The sequence below is a fragment of the Actinomadura sp. K4S16 genome, from assembly GCF_008327685.1.
GTDB lineage: Bacteria > Actinomycetota > Actinomycetes > Streptosporangiales > Streptosporangiaceae > Spirillospora.
In genome coordinates, this window is sequence record NZ_BDDE01000018.1 from 268,905 (window position 1) to 287,900 (window position 18,996).

General features: G+C 73.4%; 16 protein-coding genes. 9 read left to right on the top strand and 7 right to left on the bottom strand.

All coding sequences use genetic code 11. From position 1 onward, the window contains the following. Positions 1–69 precede the first annotated feature (69 nt). Both K4S16_RS29345 and K4S16_RS29350 read right to left on the bottom strand, forming a co-directional pair. Positions 70–1,938 (bottom strand): hypothetical protein, encoded by a 1,869-nt coding sequence (locus tag K4S16_RS29345; RefSeq protein WP_149262281.1) that lies wholly within the window; start codon positions 1,936–1,938, stop codon positions 70–72. 268 nt (positions 1,939–2,206) lie between these two features. After that, positions 2,207–2,791 (bottom strand): YbhB/YbcL family Raf kinase inhibitor-like protein, encoded by a 585-nt coding sequence (locus K4S16_RS29350; protein WP_235037138.1) that lies wholly within the window; start codon positions 2,789–2,791, stop codon positions 2,207–2,209. Positions 2,792–3,182: 391 nt separating this feature from the next. On the opposite strand from K4S16_RS29350, the gene K4S16_RS29355 reads away from it, so the two are divergent. Next, on the top strand, positions 3,183–4,556 hold the full coding sequence (locus tag K4S16_RS29355; RefSeq protein WP_149262282.1) for an NAD(P)/FAD-dependent oxidoreductase: 1,374 nt from the start codon (positions 3,183–3,185) through the stop codon (positions 4,554–4,556). Between the two features lie 84 nt (positions 4,557–4,640). On the opposite strand, the gene K4S16_RS29360 is transcribed toward K4S16_RS29355, so the two are convergent. Continuing rightward, the gene (locus tag K4S16_RS29360) at positions 4,641–5,450 is read right to left on the bottom strand and encodes an ABC transporter permease (RefSeq protein ID WP_149262283.1); all 810 of its coding nucleotides are present in this window, start codon (positions 5,448–5,450) and stop codon (positions 4,641–4,643) included. Next, positions 5,447–6,439 carry an ATP-binding cassette domain-containing protein gene (locus tag K4S16_RS29365; protein WP_149262284.1) on the bottom strand — a complete coding sequence of 331 codons (993 nt, stop codon included), beginning with the start codon at positions 6,437–6,439 and terminating at the stop codon, positions 5,447–5,449. Before K4S16_RS29365 ends, K4S16_RS29360 begins: the two co-directional genes overlap by 4 nt. A 333-nt stretch (positions 6,440–6,772) precedes the next feature. Between K4S16_RS29365 and K4S16_RS29370 the strand changes: the two genes are divergently transcribed. Together K4S16_RS29370 and K4S16_RS29375 are read left to right on the top strand one after the other, a co-directional pair. Further along, positions 6,773–7,333: a PH domain-containing protein gene (locus tag K4S16_RS29370; RefSeq protein WP_235037139.1), complete on the top strand. Its 561-nt coding sequence runs from the start codon at positions 6,773–6,775 to the stop codon at positions 7,331–7,333. Then, complete coding sequence (locus tag K4S16_RS29375) at positions 7,330–8,772, top strand: PH domain-containing protein (RefSeq protein WP_149262285.1); 1,443 nt, start codon at positions 7,330–7,332, stop codon at positions 8,770–8,772. Before K4S16_RS29370 ends, K4S16_RS29375 begins: the two co-directional genes overlap by 4 nt. Here the strand turns inward: K4S16_RS29375 and sepH are convergent. Further along, positions 8,744–10,579, bottom strand: coding sequence for a septation protein SepH (gene sepH, locus K4S16_RS45950; RefSeq protein WP_235037140.1), 1,836 nt, complete (start codon positions 10,577–10,579; stop codon positions 8,744–8,746). The genes K4S16_RS29375 and sepH overlap by 29 nt on opposite strands. A gap of 454 nt (positions 10,580–11,033) precedes the next feature. Between sepH and K4S16_RS29385 the strand changes: the two genes are divergently transcribed. Further along, the gene (locus K4S16_RS29385) at positions 11,034–11,948 is read left to right on the top strand and encodes a hypothetical protein (RefSeq protein ID WP_149262286.1); all 915 of its coding nucleotides are present in this window, start codon (positions 11,034–11,036) and stop codon (positions 11,946–11,948) included. Here the strand turns inward: K4S16_RS29385 and K4S16_RS29390 are convergent. Further along, complete coding sequence (locus K4S16_RS29390) at positions 11,945–13,255, bottom strand: D-arabinono-1,4-lactone oxidase (protein ID WP_149262287.1); 1,311 nt, start codon at positions 13,253–13,255, stop codon at positions 11,945–11,947. The two genes, K4S16_RS29385 and K4S16_RS29390, sit on opposite strands and share 4 nt — an antisense overlap. 142 nt (positions 13,256–13,397) lie before the next feature. Here K4S16_RS29390 and K4S16_RS46730 point away from each other — a divergent pair, with 142 nt between their 5' ends. Genes K4S16_RS46730 through K4S16_RS29405 form a run of 3 tightly spaced genes read left to right on the top strand, consistent with a single transcriptional unit; the run spans position 13,398 to position 16,408 of the window. Continuing rightward, a complete protein-coding gene (locus K4S16_RS46730) occupies positions 13,398–14,648 on the top strand; it encodes a lytic transglycosylase domain-containing protein (RefSeq protein ID WP_149262288.1) in 1,251 nt (416 codons plus the stop codon). Positions 14,649–14,693: 45 nt separating this feature from the next. Beyond that, complete coding sequence (locus K4S16_RS29400; RefSeq protein ID WP_149262289.1) at positions 14,694–15,602, top strand: ferrochelatase; 909 nt, start codon at positions 14,694–14,696, stop codon at positions 15,600–15,602. Further along, on the top strand, positions 15,599–16,408 hold the full coding sequence (locus K4S16_RS29405) for an inositol monophosphatase family protein (RefSeq protein WP_149262290.1): 810 nt from the start codon (positions 15,599–15,601) through the stop codon (positions 16,406–16,408). The genes K4S16_RS29400 and K4S16_RS29405 overlap by 4 nt, the downstream gene beginning before the upstream one ends. 115 nt (positions 16,409–16,523) lie before the next feature. Here the strand turns inward: K4S16_RS29405 and K4S16_RS45245 are convergent, their stop codons facing one another. Then, positions 16,524–16,700, bottom strand: coding sequence for a hypothetical protein (locus tag K4S16_RS45245; protein WP_200842186.1), 177 nt, complete (start codon positions 16,698–16,700; stop codon positions 16,524–16,526). Positions 16,701–16,968: 268 nt separating this feature from the next. Between K4S16_RS45245 and K4S16_RS29410 the strand changes: the two genes are divergently transcribed. Beyond that, positions 16,969–17,622, top strand: a complete 654-nt coding sequence (locus K4S16_RS29410) for a response regulator transcription factor (protein ID WP_149262291.1) — start codon at positions 16,969–16,971, stop codon at positions 17,620–17,622. 104 nt (positions 17,623–17,726) lie between these two features. Next, positions 17,727–18,983, top strand: coding sequence for a sensor histidine kinase (locus K4S16_RS29415; RefSeq protein ID WP_375708351.1), 1,257 nt, complete (start codon positions 17,727–17,729; stop codon positions 18,981–18,983). The last annotated feature ends 13 nt before the right edge of the window (positions 18,984–18,996 follow it).

Genomic DNA, 18,996 nt, shown 5'->3' on the forward strand with positions numbered 1-18,996 from the left:
TCCGGCGGCCCTCGGTCGACTGTGCGGGTCGATTGTGCGGGTCGGATGCGCGGGTAGAACGCGCGGTGGTCAGCGGCGGTAGTTCTCCCAGTCGTCGGCCTGCTGGCGGGAGCCGTACGGGGGGTTGTCGTTCTGCTGGCCGCCCTGCGGGTAGCCGCCGCCCTGCTGCTGCTGTTGCTGGGGCGTGCCGCCGTAGTAGCCCGACCCGTACGCCTGCGTGGCGTTCGGGTCGGGGTAGCCGCCGGTGCCCTGGTCGTGCGGCGCCGCCAGCGGGTCGTTTCCGCCGTTGTAGCTGCTGCCGCTGAAGTCGCCGTAGGCGCCGGAGCCGCCGGAGCCGCTCTCGCCGCCGCCTCCGCCGAACCCGCCGAGCGGGTCGTCGTAGCGCTGGGAGTCGCCGTAGGCCGGGGCGGTCGGGTAGCCGTCGCTCTGCTGGCCCTGCCCGTACCCGGACGGAGCGCCCATCCCGGAGTCGTAGCCCTGGCCGGACCCGGCTCCCGGGTCATAGCCGCCCTGACCGCCGGACGGCGCCGGCCACGGGCCGGTGTTGCCGGTGCTCGGCGCGCCGGTAGAACTCGTCCCGTACGAGCCGGTGCCCAGCGGGTCGCTCAGCGGGTCGTTCAGGGAGCCGCCGTAGGAGCCGCCCGGGTCGGACGACGGCGCCGGGCCCGTCGACCGCTGGCGGTCGGACTGGATGCGCTGGAGCAGTTCGTCGACGGTCGGGAGCTTGTGGCCGTCGGTGTCGGAGCCTCCGCCGGGGCCGCCGTGCGACGCCGGTGCGGGCGCGGAAGGGGCCGGCGGCGCGGGCGGCGCCGGCGGCTCCTCGGGACGGCCGAGGGGCAGCCCGAGCGGGTCGCCGCCGAGGGCCCCGCCGGGACCGGACGGGCCGAGCGGCATGTCGTAGTCCTGGCGGCCTCCGGGCGGCGGGCCGGCGGCCGGCCGGCCGCCGCCGAGCGGGTCGGAGGTGTAGTCGCCGTAGGACGGCTCCTGGGTGCCGTACTGCGGCTGCTCGGGGACGCCGTACTGCGGCTGGTCGCCGCCGTACTGGTCCTGGCCTCCGCCGTACTGGTCCTGCCCGCCGTACTGGTCCTGGCTCCCGTACTGGTCCTGGCCGCCGTAGGAGGAGTCGCCGGGGCCGTAGTCGGCGGCGCCGTACGCGGGCTGGGGCTCCTGGCCGCCGTACACCGGCTGGTCGGGCGCGCCGGGGCCGCCGAAGGGGCCCTGGACGCCGGAGCCGCCCGGCCCGGCCAGGTCGGCCGGGATGGGGTCGAGCGACGTCGCGCCCGGGTCGTTGCCCGGGAACGGGGAGCCGCCCTGGAAGCCGCCGGGGCCCTGGGGAGCCTGCTGCGGGCCGGTCCCGCCGCCGAGGCCGTTGAGGACGGTGCCGTCGGCGCCCAGCGAGACGGGCTGGGTGAGGCCGGGCGGCTCGACGGCCGGCTGCTCGGGCGGAGGGGCCTGCGGCGCGTTCAGGGGGTCGGCGGCCGGGTCGGGCTCCTGCCGCGCGCCGCCCTCGTCGTGCTGCCAGGGGAACTTGGGCTTGTCGAAGGTGATCGTCGCCCAGTAGTCGTCGTCCTCCATCTCGTCCGACGCGTGGCCCGGCGGCGGGGGAGGCGGGGCGGACGGGGGCGGGCCGGAGGTGGGAGCGGCGAGCGGGCCGCCTCCGCCGCCGGCGACGCGGCGGTCGGGGACGGGCTCGGGCGCGCGGTCGTAGCCGCCGTCGTAGCCCTCGTCGTAGCCGGGGCCGTACTCGTCCGGGCCGCCCATCGGCTCCTGCGGCGGGGGGACTCCTCGGCGGCCGCGCGGCTGCTTCTGCGGCTCGTCGTCCATCCAGTCGTCGTCGTCATCGCCTCCCGCTCTGCTGGCTCGCAGGCCGAGGGCCACGAGGACGACCACGAGGACGACGACCACAATGAGGCCGAAGACCACGATGTAAGAAGTCATGCCACCACCCAATGCCTTGGCCCGGCGAGAGTCGCCAGCGCGGACCGCGGGTCCGTCCCGATTGTCGCCAGCGTCCGGATAGTCGCGGGTTTCCGCCGCCTTGGCTTACCCCGATTCTGTCCGACCGCTATGACCGTTGTCACACCCTTCGCGCACATTTACCCTCACACGGCGCGTGCCGATCGGCCAACTCCGCCGATCCGCACACCCCTGACAGCTCCGCCCCCGGAGGGGCCCCGCCCTGACCCTGTGCTCTCAGGCTCCACGGTCAACGCGCCTGCTCGCCGCCGAAGTTCCCGGTGATCCGCCCGCGGCCCACCGTGTGCTCGGCGATCGCGGGGAGCGAGTCCTTCAAAGCCGCGCCGTTCTTGAACGGTGCCGGATCGTCCAGCGCGTAGATGCTGAACCGGTACCGATGCTTCTCTCCCTTGGGCGGGCACGGGGGCGCGTAGCCCGCCTTCTTGCCAGTGTTCAACCCCACGACGGTCCCGTCCAGCCGGGCGCCTTCGACCAGCTCGTTCACGGTGCCGTCGATGCCCGCGATCACCCAGTGGACCTTGGCGCCGCCGGAGGCGTCCGGGTCGTCCATCACGATCGCGAACGACTTGGTCCCGGCGGGCGCCGACCACCGGAGCGGCGGGGTCTTGCCCTGCCCGCCAGGGTACGTCGTGCAGCCGTATCTCGGGGGCAACTCCCGCCCATCGCGGAAGACCGGGCTGGTCACGGTGAACCACTCCGACAGCTCGGCGCTCTCGTTCTCCGGCTGGCCGATCAGCCCGCAGCCGCTGAGCGCCCCGGCGAGTGCGAGGGCGCCCGCCGCGGCCATGATCGAACGCCGGTCTCTGCTCATCATCGATACGCTCCAGGGCGAGATCGTACGCCGCGCGCCGCCGGGCCGCCGTCGTCTCGGCCCCCGGTTCTCGGCCGCGTGCGTCCCGCCGCCGGCGCCCCCTTCCTCGTCCGCCCCAACCATAGGGCTTTCCCGGGGGTGGGACGGGCGGTTCGCCGCGCCCCGGGGAGGCGCCGTCCGGCAGGGCGGCCTGTGACGTTCGTCATGCGTACTTTGCCCCGTTCCATCCCGTGTTTGGGGAAGGAGTGGCGGGTTTCACACCCGATACGGGCCCTTCGTTTACCCGCACGGGAAGTTCATCGGTTCTTTCCTGGTTCCTGGTTGGTGAAGGGCACGTTCCATCCGCTAGTTTGTGAATGTCTTCACAAGCCGACCGTGACATTGGAGGGCCGCAATGGCCAGGACCGCCGAGGGAACCCCTGGCGCTCCCCACATCCTCATCGTGGGTGGCGGCTATGTGGGCATGTACACCGCTCTTCGCCTGCAGAAGAAGCTGAAGCGGGAGCTGAGGAGGGGCGAGGTCAGGGTCACCGTCGTCGACCCCAACTCGTACATGACGTACCAGCCGTTCCTGCCCGAGGCCGCCGCCGGGAACATCTCCCCGCGGCACGTCGTCGTCCCGCTGCGCCGGGTGCTGCCGAAGTGCACCGTCCGCAAGGCGCGCGTCACCGAGCTGAACCACGACGAGCGATGGGCGATCGTCCAGCCCCTGGCCGGGCCGCCCGAGCGGATCTCCTACGACTACCTGGTCATGGCGGCCGGCGCGGTGCCGCGGCTGCTGCCGATCCCCGGGCTCGCCGAGAACGGCATCAGCCTGAAGACCGTCGGCGAGGCCATCCACCTGCGCAACCACATCCTGGAGCAGCTGGAGATCGCCGAGTCGACCGACGACGTCGAGCTGCGCCGCAAGGCGCTGACCTTCGTGTTCGTCGGCGGCGGGTTCGCCGGCGTCGAGGCGGTCGCCGAGCTCGAGGACATGACCCGCGACGCGACCAAGTACATGCGCAAGGTCACCCCGCAGGACCTGCGGTTCATCCTGGTCGAGGCGACCGGCCGCATCCTGCCGGAGGTCGGCCCCGACATGGGCAAGTGGACCGCCGAGCAGCTGCGCGGGCGCGGCATCGCCGTGAAGATGAACACCTTCCTGCAGTCGGCGGTGGACGGGCAGATCGAGCTGTCGGACGGCAGCAGCTTCCCGGCCGGCACCCTCGTGTGGAACGCGGGCGTCAAGCCGTCGCCGGTCGTGCGGCACGGCGACCTGCCGCTGGACGAGCGCGGCCGCGTGAAGGGCACCGAGTACCTCACCATCGAGGGCCTCGTCCGCGCGTTCACCGCGGGCGACAACGCCGCGATCCCGGACCTCACCGAGGACGGCCAGTTCTGCCCGCCGAACGCCCAGCACGCCGTCCGGCAGGCCAAGCTGCTCGGCGACAACATCGTCCGGTCGCTGCGCGGCAAGACCCTCAAGCCGTACGTGCACGGCAACCTCGGCGCCGTCGCGGGCCTCGGCCTGCACAAGGGCGTGGCCAACCCCCTCGGCATCAAGCTCAAGGGCTGGCCCGCGTGGTTCTTCCACCGCAGCTACCACGGTGCGATGGTCCCGACCTTCAACCGCAAGATCCGCGTCATCGCGGACTGGACGCTCGCGCTGTTCCTCAAGCGCGAGACCGTCTCGCTCGCGACCATCGAGCAGCCGCGCGCCGACTTCCAGCTCGCGGCCCTCGACGACGCCAAGGCGAAGGCGAAGGCCGACCAGAACGCGGCCTGACCCGGTCGAACGCACCTCGGTTCGCCAAGAACGCCCCGGCGGTCACCCGACCGCCGGGGCGTTCCCCGTTTCCAGGCCCGGTTCTCAGGCGCGCTGCTTGAAGGCGCGCAGGGACAGGGGGGCGAACACCAGCGAGATGCCCACGCCCCACGCGAGCGCGATCCAGGCGTGCTGCAGGACGGGGCCGCCGACCAGCAGGCCGCGCATCGCCTCCACGAGCTGGGTCACCGGGCTGTTGTCCATGCAGAACGCCAGCCAGCCGGGGATGCCCTTCGTGGACGGGATGAACGCGGTGCTGAGGAAGCTCAGCGGGAAGATCACCACAAAGCCGAAGATCTGCACCTTCTCCGGCTCGTTGACCTTCATCGCGATGAAGACCGACGTCCAGGAGAACAGGATCGCGAAGGCCAGCAGCAGCAGGAACGCGCCGCCCACCGCCAGCACGTTGGTCTCCACCCGGAAGCCGATCGCGAACCCGACCAGCAGCAGGATCGTCATCGACCACGCCTGCTTGACGGTGTCGGCGATGATCCGCCCGGCGAGCGGGGCGCTGCGCGCGATCGGCAGGCTCCGGAACCGGTCGAACACGCCCTTGGTGATGTCGGTGTTCAGCCCGAATCCGGTGCTCATCCCGGCGAACAGGGCGTTCTGGGCGATGATGCCGGGGATCACGATCGGCAGGTACGCCTCGACGCTGCCCTTCATCGGCGGGCCGAACACGTAGGCGAACAGCAGCACGAACATGATGGGCTGGATCGACAGGTCGAGCAGTTCCATCGGGTTGTGCTTGATCTGGACGAGGTTGCGCCAGGCCAGCGTGACCGTGTTGCGCAGGGCCGTGGCGGGCGCGACCCGCTTGGACAGCTCCTGCGGCGCGAGCGTCGCGGTGGTCATGCGGAGGCACCTTCCTTGTCGGCCTGCTTCTCCAGTTCGCCGGCCTCGGCGTCGATGTCGTCGGTGTGGTGGCCGGTGAGGGCGAAGAACACCTCGTCCAGGCTGGACTTGCGCAGCGACAGCTCGCCGACGGCGACGCCCGCCTCGTCGAGGCGGCGGACCACGGCCGGCATCAGCTGCGGGTCGGTGATCGGCGCGCTGACCAGGTCGTCTCGGACCTCCGGGACGGCCTCGGCCAGCTCCCCGACGATCCGCTCCACCGCGGCCACGTCCGCCGCGTCGACCGGCCTGACCTCCAGCACCTGCCCGCCGACCTGGGCCTTCAGCATGTCGGACGTGCCGTGCGCGATGGCCTGGCCGCGGTCGATGACGATGATGTCGTCGGCGAGCTGGTCGGCCTCCTCCAGGTACTGCGTGGTGAGCAGCACGGTGACGCCGTCGTCGGTCAGGCCGCGGACGATGTCCCACAGGCCGTTCCGGCTGCGCGGGTCGAGGCCCGTGGTCGGCTCGTCCAGGAACAGGATCTGCGGGCGCCCGACGAGGCTCGCCGCCAGGTCGAGGCGGCGGCGCATGCCGCCCGAGTACGTCTTGGCGGCGCGCTCGGCGGCATCGGTGAGCTGGAAGCGCTCGAGCAGTTCGGCGGCGCGCGCCCGGGACTCCCGGCGCGGCAGGCCGAGCAGCCGCCCGATCAGGACGAGGTTCTCGGTGCCGGTCAGCATCTCGTCGACCCCGGCGTACTGGCCGGTCAGCCCGATCAGCTGGCGCACCTTGTGCGCCTCCTTCACCACGTCGTACCCGCCGACCTGGGCGGTGCCGCCGCTCGGCTCGATCAGCGTGGCGAGGATCCGGGTCATGGTCGTCTTGCCGGCGCCGTTCGGCCCCAGCACGCCGAGGACCGTGCCGGCTTCGGCGGTGAGGGAGACGCCGTCCAGCGCCCGGGTCTCACCGAACCGCTTCTCCAGGCCGTCGGCCTGGATCGCGTAGGTCATGGGATCTCCTAGGACTCGGTTGCCGGACGCCGGTGCCCCCCGGCCGGGGAGTCAGCAAAAGTAGACGGAGTCCGGGTCAGGTGCATCCGAATTTCACGCCGCCCGGGCACAGCACAGCCGGCGGCGTGAACCACGCCACAAACCTCGCATGCCCCACTGACAAACCCGCGATGCCGACGATCTCGTGCGCAGCGGATCTCCTTGCTCTCCCGACAATCTCGCACGCGCTACTGACAGAAACGTCGCCGCGCCGGGAATCGTGCCGCCCGCTCCTTGGCCGTTCCCGGCCCGCGGCACGGCGAAAGGGCACCCCCGGGGTTCTAGACTCGCGGTGTGACGTCGGTGCGGCGCGGTCGCCGGAGGGACGGCGGGGGGCCGCACCCGCCGCGGCTGCGGCCGCCCGAGCACCGGGTCTCGCCCCGCGCGATCGCGCACTGGGCCATCGAGTACCTGCTGCTGTGGGGCCTCGCGTTCGGCCTCGCCCTCGGCGTGGCCGCCTGGGTCGGCGACGCCGGCTGGGACGCGCCGCCCGGCTGGCTGACCGGCCGGATCGGATGGCTGCCCTACATCGTCGGCGGCGCGGGGCTGCTCATGGTCGCGGTCGCGCCCGTGTGGCGGTACCGCGTCCACCGCTGGGAGGTCAGCGCCGACGTCGTCTACACCCGCACCGGCTGGTTCAGCCGCGAGTGGCTGCTGGTGCCCGTCGGGCGCATCCAGACCGTCGACAGCAAGCAGGGCCTGATCGAACGGATCCTGGGCCTGGCGACGATCGAGGTGAACACCGCCTCCCACGCCGGCTCCTCGGAGGTCTCCGGCCTGCCCGTGGACGTGGCGACGCGGCTCGCCGAAGACCTCGCGCACCGCGCGCACGACCTCCGCGACGACGCGACGTGACCGCACGCCTGCACCCGCTCACCTTCGTCGTCGGCGCGGTCCGCGAGCTCATCGCCCTGCTGGCCGCCGGTGCGACGGGCCTGCTCGTGGGCGGGCTGTCCACGGCGTTCTACTTCACGCTCGTGGGGCTGGCCTTCGGCCTTCTCTTCCACGTGGCGAACTGGGTGACGTTCACCTACGTCCTGCACGACGACCGGATCGAGTTCCGGCGCGCGCTCATCGGCCGGTCGGTCAAGAGCATCCCGCGCGACCGGATCCGGGGCGTGGACATCAGCGCGTCCCTCCCGCACCGGCTGCTCGGGCTGGCGGTCGTGCAGATCGACGCCGGCGCGGACGGCGGGGAAGGGGAGCTGAACGCGGTCTCCCGCGCCGAGGCGGAGCGGCTGCGCGGCGTCCTGCTGGCGCGCGACGTCGAGGTGCCGCCGCGGCGCGTGCTCGGCCGCATGCGCCGGCGCTGGTACCTGTACGCCCCGCTCAGCGGCGCCTACCTGCTCACGCCCTTCGCGCTGGCGGGCAGCCTCCTCGGCACCGTCTACAACCTCGGCGACGACCTCGGCCTCATCACGCGGGAGCGCGTGGAGAGCCTGGGGCACGACGTGGTGGGCCTCCCCACCGCCCTGGTCCTCGCGCTGATCATCCTGACGCTGATCGCGATGCCCGTCATGTCGGTGATCGCCTTCACCCTCTTCAACTGGGACTTCACCGTCCACGAGCGGGACGGGTCGGTCGTCGCCGAGCGCGGCCTCGTCACCCGCCGCAGCGTCTCCCTCGAACGCCGCCGCCTCCGGGGCGTCGAGCTCGCCGACAACCCGTTCGAGCGGGCGGCGGGCGTGACCCGCCTCGGCGCCCTCATCACCGGGCTCGGGGACGCCGCCCAGCGGGGGCGGCTGATGCCCGCCGCGCCGCGGTCCGCCGCCGAGGCCCTCGCCGCGCGCGTCGTCGGGAACGTCCCGGGGCCGCTGACCGCCCACCCGCCGGCCGCGCGGAGCCGCCGCGTCGTCCGCGCCATGGCGGCTCCGGTCGGCGTCGGCGTGCTCGCCGTCCTCGCGGGACAGCCCTGGGTCGCCTACGCGTGCGCGGTCCTGGCCGTCCTCGCGGTGCCGCTTGGCCTGGACCGCTACCGCCAGCTCGGCCACGCCACCGACGGGGAGCGCCTCACGGTGCGGTCGGGCTCACTGCGCCGCCGCCAGGTCGTCGTCGAGCACTCGGCCGTCATCGGCTGGCGGATGCGCCAGACGCTCTTCCAGCGCAGGCTGGGCCTCGCCACCCTCTTCGCCGCCGTGGGCGCGGGCGACGGGGGCTGCTCGGCGACCGACATGTCCGAGGACGACGCCGTGGCCCTCGCCGCCGCCATCACGCCCGAGTGGCTGACCCCGTTCCTGGACGGGACGCCAGGTGCCGACGCCGAGCCTATTCGGGCCGGCGGGCACCGAACATGATCTCGTCCCAGGACGGGACGGAGGCGCGCTTGCCCTTCGCCTTGCGCCGCCGGGCCGGACGCTGCGCGGCGGGGGACTCCCCGGCCGCCGCCGCGGCGGCGGGCGAGCCGGTGGCCGGCTTGTCCTGAGCGGCGGGCATGGCGGGCCGGCCCGCCGGCTTCTTCTTGGCGGGCGGCCGCGCGGGCTGCCGCTGCGGCGCGGCGGGCTTGCTCTCGGCGGCGGGCTCGCGGGGCGGCGCGGGCTTGCGGACCGGCGCGGCCTTGCGGACCGGCGCGGCCTCCCGCTCCTCCTCGGGGGCGCGCGGCGCGTCGGCCTCGACCCGGGGCCGGGCGGCGGGCGGCGCCTGCGGGGCCCCGGCGGGCCCGGCCGGGGCAGGCGGCTCCGGCGCGGCCTCGACCGGCTCGGCAGGCGCGGCGGACGCCGCGGCCTCCGGTGCTTCGTCGGCCTCGGGCGTGTCGTCTGCCTTGTGCGCTTCGTCGGCCTCGTGGTCGTCGCGTGCCTCGGGCGCCTGCTCCGGGAGATCCGTCTCCGCCGGTTCCGCGGAAGCGTGCTCCTCTTCCCGAGCCTCTCCGGGGCCCTCCGCGTCGAGCGCTTCGCTCTCCTCGGAGGCGGCGGCCTCGTCTTCCCGCTGCTGGACGTCCTCGGCAGGCCGCGCCTCTTCGGCGGCGGCCTCGTCGGCGGTGCTCTCGGCGACCGTCTCGGCGGTCTCGCCGGGCTCGGCGGTCTCGTGCGCCAGGGCGTCCGCGCTCTCGTCGTGCCCCTCGGCGGACGCGGGGGCCTCGGCGGGCTCCGCCGTCCCGGCCCCGGCGGCGCGCGGCTCCTCGCTCTGGGCGGGCGTGACGGCCTCGTCGGCGGGCGTCTCGGCGGAGGGTGCGGCCTGACCCGCGTCCTCGGCCGGCGGGCCGGGACGGGACGCCTCACGGCCGTGCGCGGGCCGGCCGGGCAGCGTGGCCTCGCGCAGCGAGGGCGTCTCGGACGCCTCGCGGAAAGCGGGCCGGGGATCGACCATGCGACCGCGCTCGACGATGTACGCGCGGGGCTCCGCGGCGCGCAGCGGCTCGGGGGCGCCGGGCTGCTCCGGCTCGGCGGGCAGGCCCCGGGCGGTGAACTCGCGGCCGCCGGGGGCGATGCCGCGGTCGTAGGGCGCGGTGTCGCGGTCGCTGGAGACGACCTTCATCGCGGGACGGCGCGGGACGAGCGGGGTGACGGTGTCGGAAAGCGCGTCGTCGTCCCACTCGACGGAGGTGAGCCGGGCGGCGACCTCGTCAAGCGGGGAGACGTGCCGGCGGCGCGGGTCGAACGTCCACTCGGCGGCGTGCGGGCGGCCGCCCTCGAAGAAGGACAGCCGGACGCGCCAGGTGTTGTCCTCGCACTTCCAGGAGTCCCACTCGACCTCTTCCAGGTCGACGCCGCCGCGGCCGAGGCGCTCCTCGACGGTCTCGCCGAGCGGCGGGCCCGGGGTCGACTCGCCGGGACGGCGGACGGCGACGCGCTGCGCCTGCTGGGCCATGTATTCGCGTTCCTGCAGGACCGGGCCCTCGAACCAGCGGACGCGTTCGACCGGGATGCCCGCCGACTCGGCGATCTCCTCCGCGGTCTCCCCGGACCGGATGCGGGCCTGGATCTCCTTGGGGCGCAAGGGACTCTCCACTTCGATCTCGAACTGGCCGAGGCGGGAGAAGTGCCCACGGACCGCGGCGCGGAGCCGGTCGTCGACGGGCAGGGTGAACCGGGTGCCTCGGCCCGCGGTGGCCAGGACGAGGTACGTACCGTCCTCGCTGACCGCGACGAGGCGCAGCTCCTGCATGCGTGTCCTTCCTGCCCTGTCCTGACGGCACGGAGGACGCCGGACCGCGCGACCGTGCTCTCACCGGTCGGCCGTCCGATGCCCACCGAGGGCGCATGCGTGCCCTTCCCCCGGGTTCCCGAGTCTCTCTTTCGGACACACCTGCTGCCAGCACCGTACCCGGCATGTCCGAACATCGCCGCTCTCGAAGCCCTCTTCACGAGGTCGAAGAGGGCACCTGCCCAAGCTTGCCGGTGCCGCGACCGGCGAGGGGGCGCTCTGCGCGATTCTTGTCCATCCTTTTCCACACCGTTCCTGACGGGCTCGCGAACGCCCCGCGGATCCGACGTTGCGAGCGTCACGTCGTGGGCAGGAACACCCGCGTGCTCCCGATCGGTTTCTCTTCGGGGTGTCCGTGGCGAGAGGGAACAACAGGAAAGGGGTGAGTCAGGCGATGCCGCGCAAGCTGCCGGATGTGAGCACGACGCAGCTGATCGCGAGTGCGGCGGCGACGGCGGTCGCCGCGCTGGGGGCGTCCTACCTGGGCGTGTACGGGACGATCATCGGTGCGGCGCTGATGAGCGTCATCTCCACGGCGGGGTCGGCCGTGGGCAAGCACTACCTCGACCAGGGCCGGGCGCAGATCAAGGAGCTGACGCACCTGCAGTCGGCGGTCCGGCGCCGGGACGCGGCCGAGGGGGCCGCGGACGAGGCGAGGAGCTCCGACCCGACCCGCACCGCGGTGTGGTCCGGCGACCCGAACGCGACGCGGCTCGACCCGGTGGCCCTCGGCGGCGACCCGAACGCCACGCGGCTCGATCCCGGCGGAGATCCGAGCGCCACGCGCCTGGACCCGGTGCAGACGGTGGCCGCCTCGCTCGCGGAGGAGGCCGGCGAGGACGCGGTGCGCCAGGTCGTCCGCCGCTCGGCGTGGCAGAGCACGGTCGAGTGGGCCAAGGCGCACTGGGTGACGCTGGTGGTCTCCTCGGCGGCGGTGTTCGCGGTGGTCCTCGGCGGGATCACGATCTACGAGGCGGGCACCGGCAAGCCCGTCGGCGGCGCGAGCGGCAAGGGCCTGACCGTCACCAAGGTCTTCGACGGCGGGGGGAGCAGGCAGCCGGCCGAAACGCCGTCGCAGGCGCCCTCCGGCGGCACCACGGAGAAGCCCGGCAACTCGCCGAGCGGCACGCCGACGGACGGGACGCCCTCCGGCGGACCGAGCTCCCCGTCTCCCGGGACGTCGGCACCCAGCGAGCAGCCGACCCAGGCGCCCACGACCGCCCCGCCGACGGCGCCGACGACCCCGCAGGCGCCGACGACCACTCAGGCCCCGCAGGACGGCGGCCAAGGCGGTGCCGACCCGCAGACCCGCACCACCCCCGGCGGCTAGTCGCCGAAGACCTGGCTCGTGTAGGGGTTGGCGAAGCGGCGGTCGGGGTCCAGCTCGTCGCGCAGGGCGCGGAAGTCACCGAACCTGGGATACGCCTTCTCCAGGTAGGCGGCGTCGCGGGTGTGGAGCTTGCCCCAGTGCGGGCGGCCGTCGAACCCGGTCAGGAGGTCCTCGACGCCGCGGAAGTAGTCCTCGTGCGGGTCGCGGTGGTAGACGTGCACGGCGATGAACGCGCTCCTGCGCCCGTGCGCCATCGACAGCCAGGCGTCCTCGGAGGGAAGCAGCCGGACCTCGATGGGGAAGCTGATCCGCCAGTCCCGCTTGGCGAACAGGGAGCGCAGTTCGCGCAGCGCGGGCACGAGCTCCTCGCGCGGGATCGCGTACTCCTGCTCCTTGAAGCGGACCGTCCGGGGGCTGGTGAAGACCTTGTACGAGGTGTCGCTGTAGGTGCGGGCCCCGAGCGCCTTGGCGGAGATGCCGTTCACGAACGGCGCCGTGGCGGGCGCTCGGTGCGTCACCCTGTTGACGGCTCCGAAGACCGTGTTCGACAGGAACTGGTCGTCCATCCAGTGCTTGAACTTGGACAGCGGCTGCGCGGGGCCCTCGACGCGGTTGTTGCGCTTGGTCAGGCAGCCCTCGGTGTGCGGGAACCAGTAGAACTCGAAGTGCTCGTTGGCGGCGTCGAACTCGTCCACGCGCGCGAGCACCTCGTCCCACTTCATCGGCGCCTCCTGCGCCCGCAGCAGGAACGCCGGGACGGTCCGCCAGGTGATGGCGGTGACGACGCCGAGCGCGCCGAGCCCGGCGAGGGCCGCGGCGAACAGGTCGGGACGCTCCTCGCGCGAGCAGGTGACCAGCGTGCCGTCGGCCAGGACGAGTTCCAGGGCCGCGACCTGGGAGGCGAGCCCGGCGGCGTCGCGCCCGGTGCCGTGCGTGGCGGTCTGCAGCGCGCCCGCGACGGTCTGCTCCTGGATGTCGCCCATGTTGGCCAGCGCGAGACCGTGCTCCTCCAGGACGCGGTTGAGCGCGTGCAGCGGCAGGCCCGCCTCGACGGTGACGAGGCCCGTCGCGGTGTCGACGGAGCGGACCGCGGTGAGCGCGGTGGGGCGGAGCAGGACGCCCTCGGCGACGGCCGCTCCGGTGAAGGAGTGCCCGGTGCCGGTCATGCGGATGGTGAGGCCGTCGTCGGCGGCCGAGCGGACGGCGGCGGCCACCTCGTCGGCGCTGCCCGGCGTGGCGACGCGGTGCGGCGCGGCCTGCTGGTTTCCCGCCCAGTTCTGCCACTTCTGGTTGGTCGCTGGGGACATGCGGTGACTCTACTCACGAATCGATCGTGAGGAAAGTTCACATTTTTCGGAAGCCCGATCGGGGGCACAGAGTCGGCGATACCGTACGATCCGGTAACCACAGCAGGTCAACCGTCCGTAGCGACACTCGTGGGGAAATGTTGTGGCTCCTCCTTCAGCTCCGCGCACCGGCGCGCCCGGCGGTGAGGCGCCCGCCGCCCGCCCGCCGAGGCCGCGGCCCGAGAAGAAGAAGCGGGATCCGCGGGGGAGGAACGCGCCGCAGCGGCGGGGCGGCAGGGCGCTGCCGTTCCTCATCGGCGGCATCGCGGTCCTGGCCGTCGCCAGCACCTCCGGCGGCGTCTACGCGGCGCTGACCACGAAGACGGAGAAGCCCGGCAAGACCGACCCGCAGGAGGCGGCGCCGCCGAGCGTGCGGCCGGGCGACCCGGTCAACGTGGCCACCGGCGGCCAGGTCGCGCCCCTGCGCCGCGTCGTGCCGCCGGACGTGCTCGCCGTCGGCACCGGCTCGATCCCCGCCGCCAAGATCGCCCGGATCGCGAAGCTCGGCAAGGTCAGGGACGTGGCGGCGGTCGCGGGCGGCGCCGTCCAGCTCCAGGGCCGCCAGGTGAACGCGTTCGCCGTGGACCCCTCGGCGTTCCGCTCCTGGACGCCGCCCGGTACGGCGAAGAAGACCGACCTGTGGGCGGCCCTGGCCGGGAACCAGTTCGTCGTGTCGCCCGCCGCCGCCCAGCAGTTGCAGCTCAACCGCGGCTACCAGTACCCGGTGGTGGCGCGGACGATGCCGAGGCTGACCATGGGCGGCTCCGGGCCGCTCGGCCTGCCCGGCATCGACATGCTCGTCAGCAGGAAGTCCGGCGAGGAGATGGGGCTCGTCCCGAACGTGGCGGTCCTCGTCAACGCGCCGGGGGTGAGCCCCGGCAAGGTCGTCCAGGCCGTGACCAAGATCCTCGGCCCGGGCACGAGCGTCCTGAACCTGCACGACACCAAGTACCAGGCGCCCGCCGACGGCGGCCGGCCCGGCAGCTACCTGGACCTCTACAAGCAGGCGGCCAAGAGCTGCCCCGGCCTGTCCTGGACGGTCCTCGCCGCGATCGGCCAGGTCGAGAGCGACCACGGGCGCAACGCCGGCCGCTCCAGCGCGGGCGCGCTCGGCCCGATGCAGTTCCTGCCCTCCACCTGGAAGGCGTACGGGGTGGACGGCGACGGCGACGGCAAGGCCGACATCACGAACCCCTACGACGCCATCCCCGGAGCGGCCAAGTACCTGTGCGCCAACGGGGCGGGCCGCGGCGGGAAGCAGCTCTACCGGGCCGTCTGGCAGTACAACCACGCCGACTGGTACGTCCAGAAGGTCCTCAATCTGGCGAACGCCTACTCGGCGCGCTACGAGTGACCACCCCTGGCGGGTGATCGCGGCCGGGGCTGATTGGATGGACGCATGACGTCGTACGACGCATTGCTACTGCTGTCCTTCGGAGGGCCGGAGGGGCCCGAAGAGGTCGTCCCGTTCCTGGAGAACGTCACCAGGGGCCGCAACATCCCCAAGGAGCGCCTCGAGGAGGTGGGGGAGCACTACTTCCTGTTCGGCGGGGTCAGCCCGATCAACCAGCAGTGCCGCGACCTCAAGGCCGCGATCGAGGCGGACTTCGCCGCCCACGGCGTGGACCTGCCGGTGTACTGGGGCAACCGGAACTGGAATCCCTACCTCGCCGACACCGTCCGGCAGATGAAGGAGGACGGGATCCGGCGCGCGGCCGCGTTCGTCACGTCCGCCTACAGCGGCTACTCGACGAACGACCAGTACCTCGCCGACATCGCGCGCGCCCGCGAGGAGGTCCCGGGCGCCCCTGAGATCGACAAGCTCCCCGTCTACGCGGACCGGCCCGGTTTCATCGACCCGTTCGTGGACGCGGCCAAGGACGCGCTGAGCCGCCTGCCCGAAGGCGCGCGGCTGGTCTTCACCGCCCACAGCGTGCCCCTGTCCCAGCCCAACCAGGAGCTCTACACCGCCGAGCTGCACACGGCCGCGCAGACGGTCGCGGAGCGGGCGGCCCCCGGCGCGCCCTGGGATCTCGTGTACCAGAGCCGCAGCGGGCCTCCGAGCCAGCCGTGGCTGGACCCGCAGATCACCGACCACCTGGACGACCTCCACGGGCAGGGTGTCCGCGCCGTCGCGGTGGTGCCGATCGGGTTCGTCTCCGATCACATGGAGGTCAAGTACGACCTCGACGTCGAGGCCGCGGAACGGGCCTCCGAGCTCGGGCTCGCGTTCGTGCGCGCCGCCACGCCCGGAAGCGACCCGCGCTTCGCCTCCCTTCCCCGCCACCTTCTCGAAGAGGTCTCATGAGCCTGGCCGACGAGCTGCTGGAGCTCGCCGCGGCGACCGCCCGCGAGGCGGGCCGGATGCTGGTCGACAAGCGCCCCGCCGGCGGCCCGGACGTCGTCCAGACCAAGTCGTCGCCCACCGACGTCGTCACCCAGATGGACCGGGCCGCCGAACGGCTGATCATCGAGCGGATCAGGGCGGTGCGGCCCGGCGACGGCTTCCTCGGCGAGGAGGGCGGCACCCAGGACGGCGCGAGCGGCGTGCGCTGGGTGGTCGACCCGATCGACGGGACCGTGAACTACCTCTACGACCTGCCCGACTGGGCGGTGAGCATCGCCGCCGAGGTCGACGGCGAGGCCGTCGCCGGGGTGGTGGAGATCCCGCGCCGCGGCGAGACCTACACGGCGGTGCGCGGCGGCGGCGCCCTGCAGCACACCAGGTCGGGCGCGCGCGAGCTCCGCGTCAACGCGGACGTGCCGCTCGGCAGGGCGCTCGTGTCCACCGGGTTCGGCTACGACGCGGGCCGGCGGGCGCGGCAGGCGGAGGTCCTCACCGGGGTGCTGCCGAGCATCCGCGACATCCGCCGGGGCGGGTCGTGCTGCGTGGACCTGTGCTCCCTCGCCGCAGGGCGGGCGGACGCCTACTACGAGCGCGGCGTCCAGGCCTGGGACATCGCGGCCGGCGGGCTGATCGTCCGGGAGGCGGGCGGGCGCGTCGAGGGCCTGCACGGCGCGGCCCCGGGCCCCGAGCTGACCATCGCCGCCGGACCGGGCACCTTCGAGGCGCTGCACGACCTGCTGGCCCCCCTCGACCCGACCAGGGACTGACGCGGGACGGCGCCCGCCGAGGGCCGGGACCGGCGAGGAGGAGTGGGCACCGAAACGGGGAGCGCGGGGCCGGGCCCCGGGCTCCCCGTCACGGACAGCGCCTTGCGACGGCGGGTCAGTCGCAGCGGGGCGGTTCGACGCCGATGTCGTTGTTCGCTGCGATCCGGCGCAGGTCGTCGATCTCCTCCTGGCGAATGTCCGCCAGGTAGGTGTCACCATCCGCGTGGGCGCTCCGCAGCGACGCGTACGCGTCGTCGAGCCGCTGCTGGATCATGCGTGACAACTCGCCCATGGGCCTCCTCCCGGATCGTGCCCATGCCTACCCAGGCCTAGGCTTGAGTCAAACCTGTCCGCCGGTGCAATTTTCGCGGATTCTTGCGTCGGTGAGATCACGATCTGGCGTACCAGAAGAGGAACACCTGCTTACGGGCGTCTTACGGCTTCCATGGCATATCTGAAGCGGGCACGGTGAACGGCTCGACGCGGTGGAGCGAGCATGCGCGAAGCGCGTGCATCCTCGAAGCATGGGGCCGGCCGTGCCCCGACCAGAAGGGGGACCCTTGCGTGTTCTAGTCGTCGAGGACGAGCGCGTGCTCGCCGACGCGATCGCCACCGGCCTGCGTCGGCAGACGCTGGCCGTGGACGTGGCCTACGACGGGGCGGGCGCGCTGGAGCGCGCGGGGGTCAACGAGTACGACGTGATCGTGCTGGACCGCGACCTGCCCAAGGTGCACGGCGACGACGTCTGCAAGCAGCTCGTGGCGCAGCGCTACCCGGCGCGGATCATCATGCTGACGGCGGCGGGGGAGCTGGACGACCGGGTCGAGGGGCTGTCCATCGGCGCCGACGACTACCTGGCCAAGCCGTTCGCGTTCGCCGAGCTGATCGCCCGGGTGCGGGCCCTCGGCCGGCGCGCCGCCGCGCCGCTGCCGCCCGTGCTGGAGCGCGCCGGGATCACCCTCGACCCGGCCCGCCGCGAGGTCTCGCGCGACGGCCGCCCCGTGGAGCTCACCCGCAAGGAGTTCGCGGTGCTGGAGGTGCTGCTGAGCGCCGACGGCGCCGTCGTCAGCTCCGAGCACCTGCTGGAGAAGGCGTGGGACGAGCACATCGACCCGTTCACCAACGTGGTCCGGGTCACGATGATGACGCTGCGAAAGAAGCTCGGCGACCCCCCGGTGATCGAGACCGTGCCGGGAGTGGGATACCGGCTGTGACCGAGGAGACCGCACCCCAGAACCGTCCGGGCGGGCCGCAGGACGACGGAGCCCGCCCGAACCCGCCCGCGGGGGACGGCGCGCGGGCCGCGCAGCCGGCGTCCGTGACGGCCGTGGCCGGCGAGGCCGGTGACGCGGGGGCCCGGCGCGGCGGCCGGTGGAGGCGCCCGGGCCCGCAGCAGGTCCCCCAGCCGTACCCGGCCGCGAAGGGCATGTGGCGCGGCGAGGGCGCCGGGCCGTTCGGCCAGGTGCCCGTGCTGCCCGGCCGGATGAGCGTGCGGCTGCGCCTCACTCTGCTCTACGGGCTGCTGTTCTTCATGGCGGGCGCGCTGCTGCTGTTCGTGATGTCGGTGCTGATGGCCAACATCCTCGGCAACGTCAAGGTGATCGGGCTCGGCATCTCCGCCGAGGAGTCGGCCGAGCTGCAGCGCCAGTTCGTCGAGCAGACGATGCGGCAGCTCGTCGGGCGGTCGCTGCTCGCGCTCGGCGGGGTGGGCGTCATCACCCTGGTGCTCGGCTGGTTCGTCGCCGACCGCGCCCTCAGCCCCCTGCAGCGGGTCACCACCACCGCGCGCCGGCTGTCGGAGAGCACGCTGCACGAGCGGATAGCGCTGGAGGGCCCGGACGACGAGATCAAGGAGCTGGCCGACACGTTCGACGCGATGCTGGAGCGGCTCGGGCAGGCGTTCGACACCCAGCGCCGGTTCGTCGCGAACGCCTCGCACGAGCTGCGCACCCCGCTCGCGATCAACCGGACGCTGCTGGAGGTGGCGCTCGGCGACCCGGAGGCCTCCGACGACCTGCGCGCCGTCGGCCGGACGCTGCTGGCGACCAACGCCCGGCACGAGCGGCTCATCGAGGGGCTGCTGCTGCTCGCCCGCAGCGAGCGGGAGCTGACCGCCCGCACGCCGGTCGACCTGGCGGAGGTGGCGGCGGCGGTGCTGGAGCAGTCGGCGCGCCGCGACCACGACAACGACGTGGCCGTCCACCCCGAGCTGACGTCCGGGACGGCGCTCGGCGACCCGGTGCTGCTGGAGCACCTGGTGTCCAACCTCGTCGAGAACGCGATCAAGCACAACGTCGAGTCCGGCGGCGAGCTGTGGATCCGGACCGGCATGCTGGAGGGCTACGCCACCGTCCAGGTCGAGAACACCGGGCCCGTCGTGCCCGCCTACGAGGTGGAGCGGCTGTTCGAGCCGTTCCGGCGGCTGAACGCCGACCGCGTCGAGTCCTCCAAGGGCGCGGGGCTCGGCCTGTCGATCGTCCGCTCGGTGGTGCTGGCGCACCGCGGCGCCGTCTACGCGGTGCCGCGGCCGGGCGGCGGGCTGATCGTCACCGTCCGGCTCCCGCCCGCCGCGTGAGCGCGGCCACCTG

Bases quoted from the DNA above. Each gene is read 5' to 3' on its own strand.
- K4S16_RS29345 (WP_149262281.1), bottom strand. From the start codon at position 1,938: ATGACTTCTTACATCGTGGTCTTCGGCCTCATTGTGGTCGTCGTCCTC.
- K4S16_RS29350 (WP_235037138.1), bottom strand. From the start codon at position 2,791: ATGATGAGCAGAGACCGGCGTTCGATCATGGCCGCGGCGGGCGCCCTC.
- K4S16_RS29355 (WP_149262282.1), top strand. From the start codon at position 3,183: ATGGCCAGGACCGCCGAGGGAACCCCTGGCGCTCCCCACATCCTCATC.
- K4S16_RS29360 (WP_149262283.1), bottom strand. From the start codon at position 5,450: ATGACCACCGCGACGCTCGCGCCGCAGGAGCTGTCCAAGCGGGTCGCG.
- K4S16_RS29365 (WP_149262284.1), bottom strand. From the start codon at position 6,439: ATGACCTACGCGATCCAGGCCGACGGCCTGGAGAAGCGGTTCGGTGAG.
- sepH (WP_235037140.1), bottom strand. From the start codon at position 10,579: ATGCAGGAGCTGCGCCTCGTCGCGGTCAGCGAGGACGGTACGTACCTC.
- K4S16_RS29390 (WP_149262287.1), bottom strand. From the start codon at position 13,255: ATGTCCCCAGCGACCAACCAGAAGTGGCAGAACTGGGCGGGAAACCAG.
- K4S16_RS29400 (WP_149262289.1), top strand. From the start codon at position 14,694: ATGACGTCGTACGACGCATTGCTACTGCTGTCCTTCGGAGGGCCGGAG.
- K4S16_RS29405 (WP_149262290.1), top strand. From the start codon at position 15,599: ATGAGCCTGGCCGACGAGCTGCTGGAGCTCGCCGCGGCGACCGCCCGC.
- K4S16_RS45245 (WP_200842186.1), bottom strand. From the start codon at position 16,700: ATGGGCGAGTTGTCACGCATGATCCAGCAGCGGCTCGACGACGCGTAC.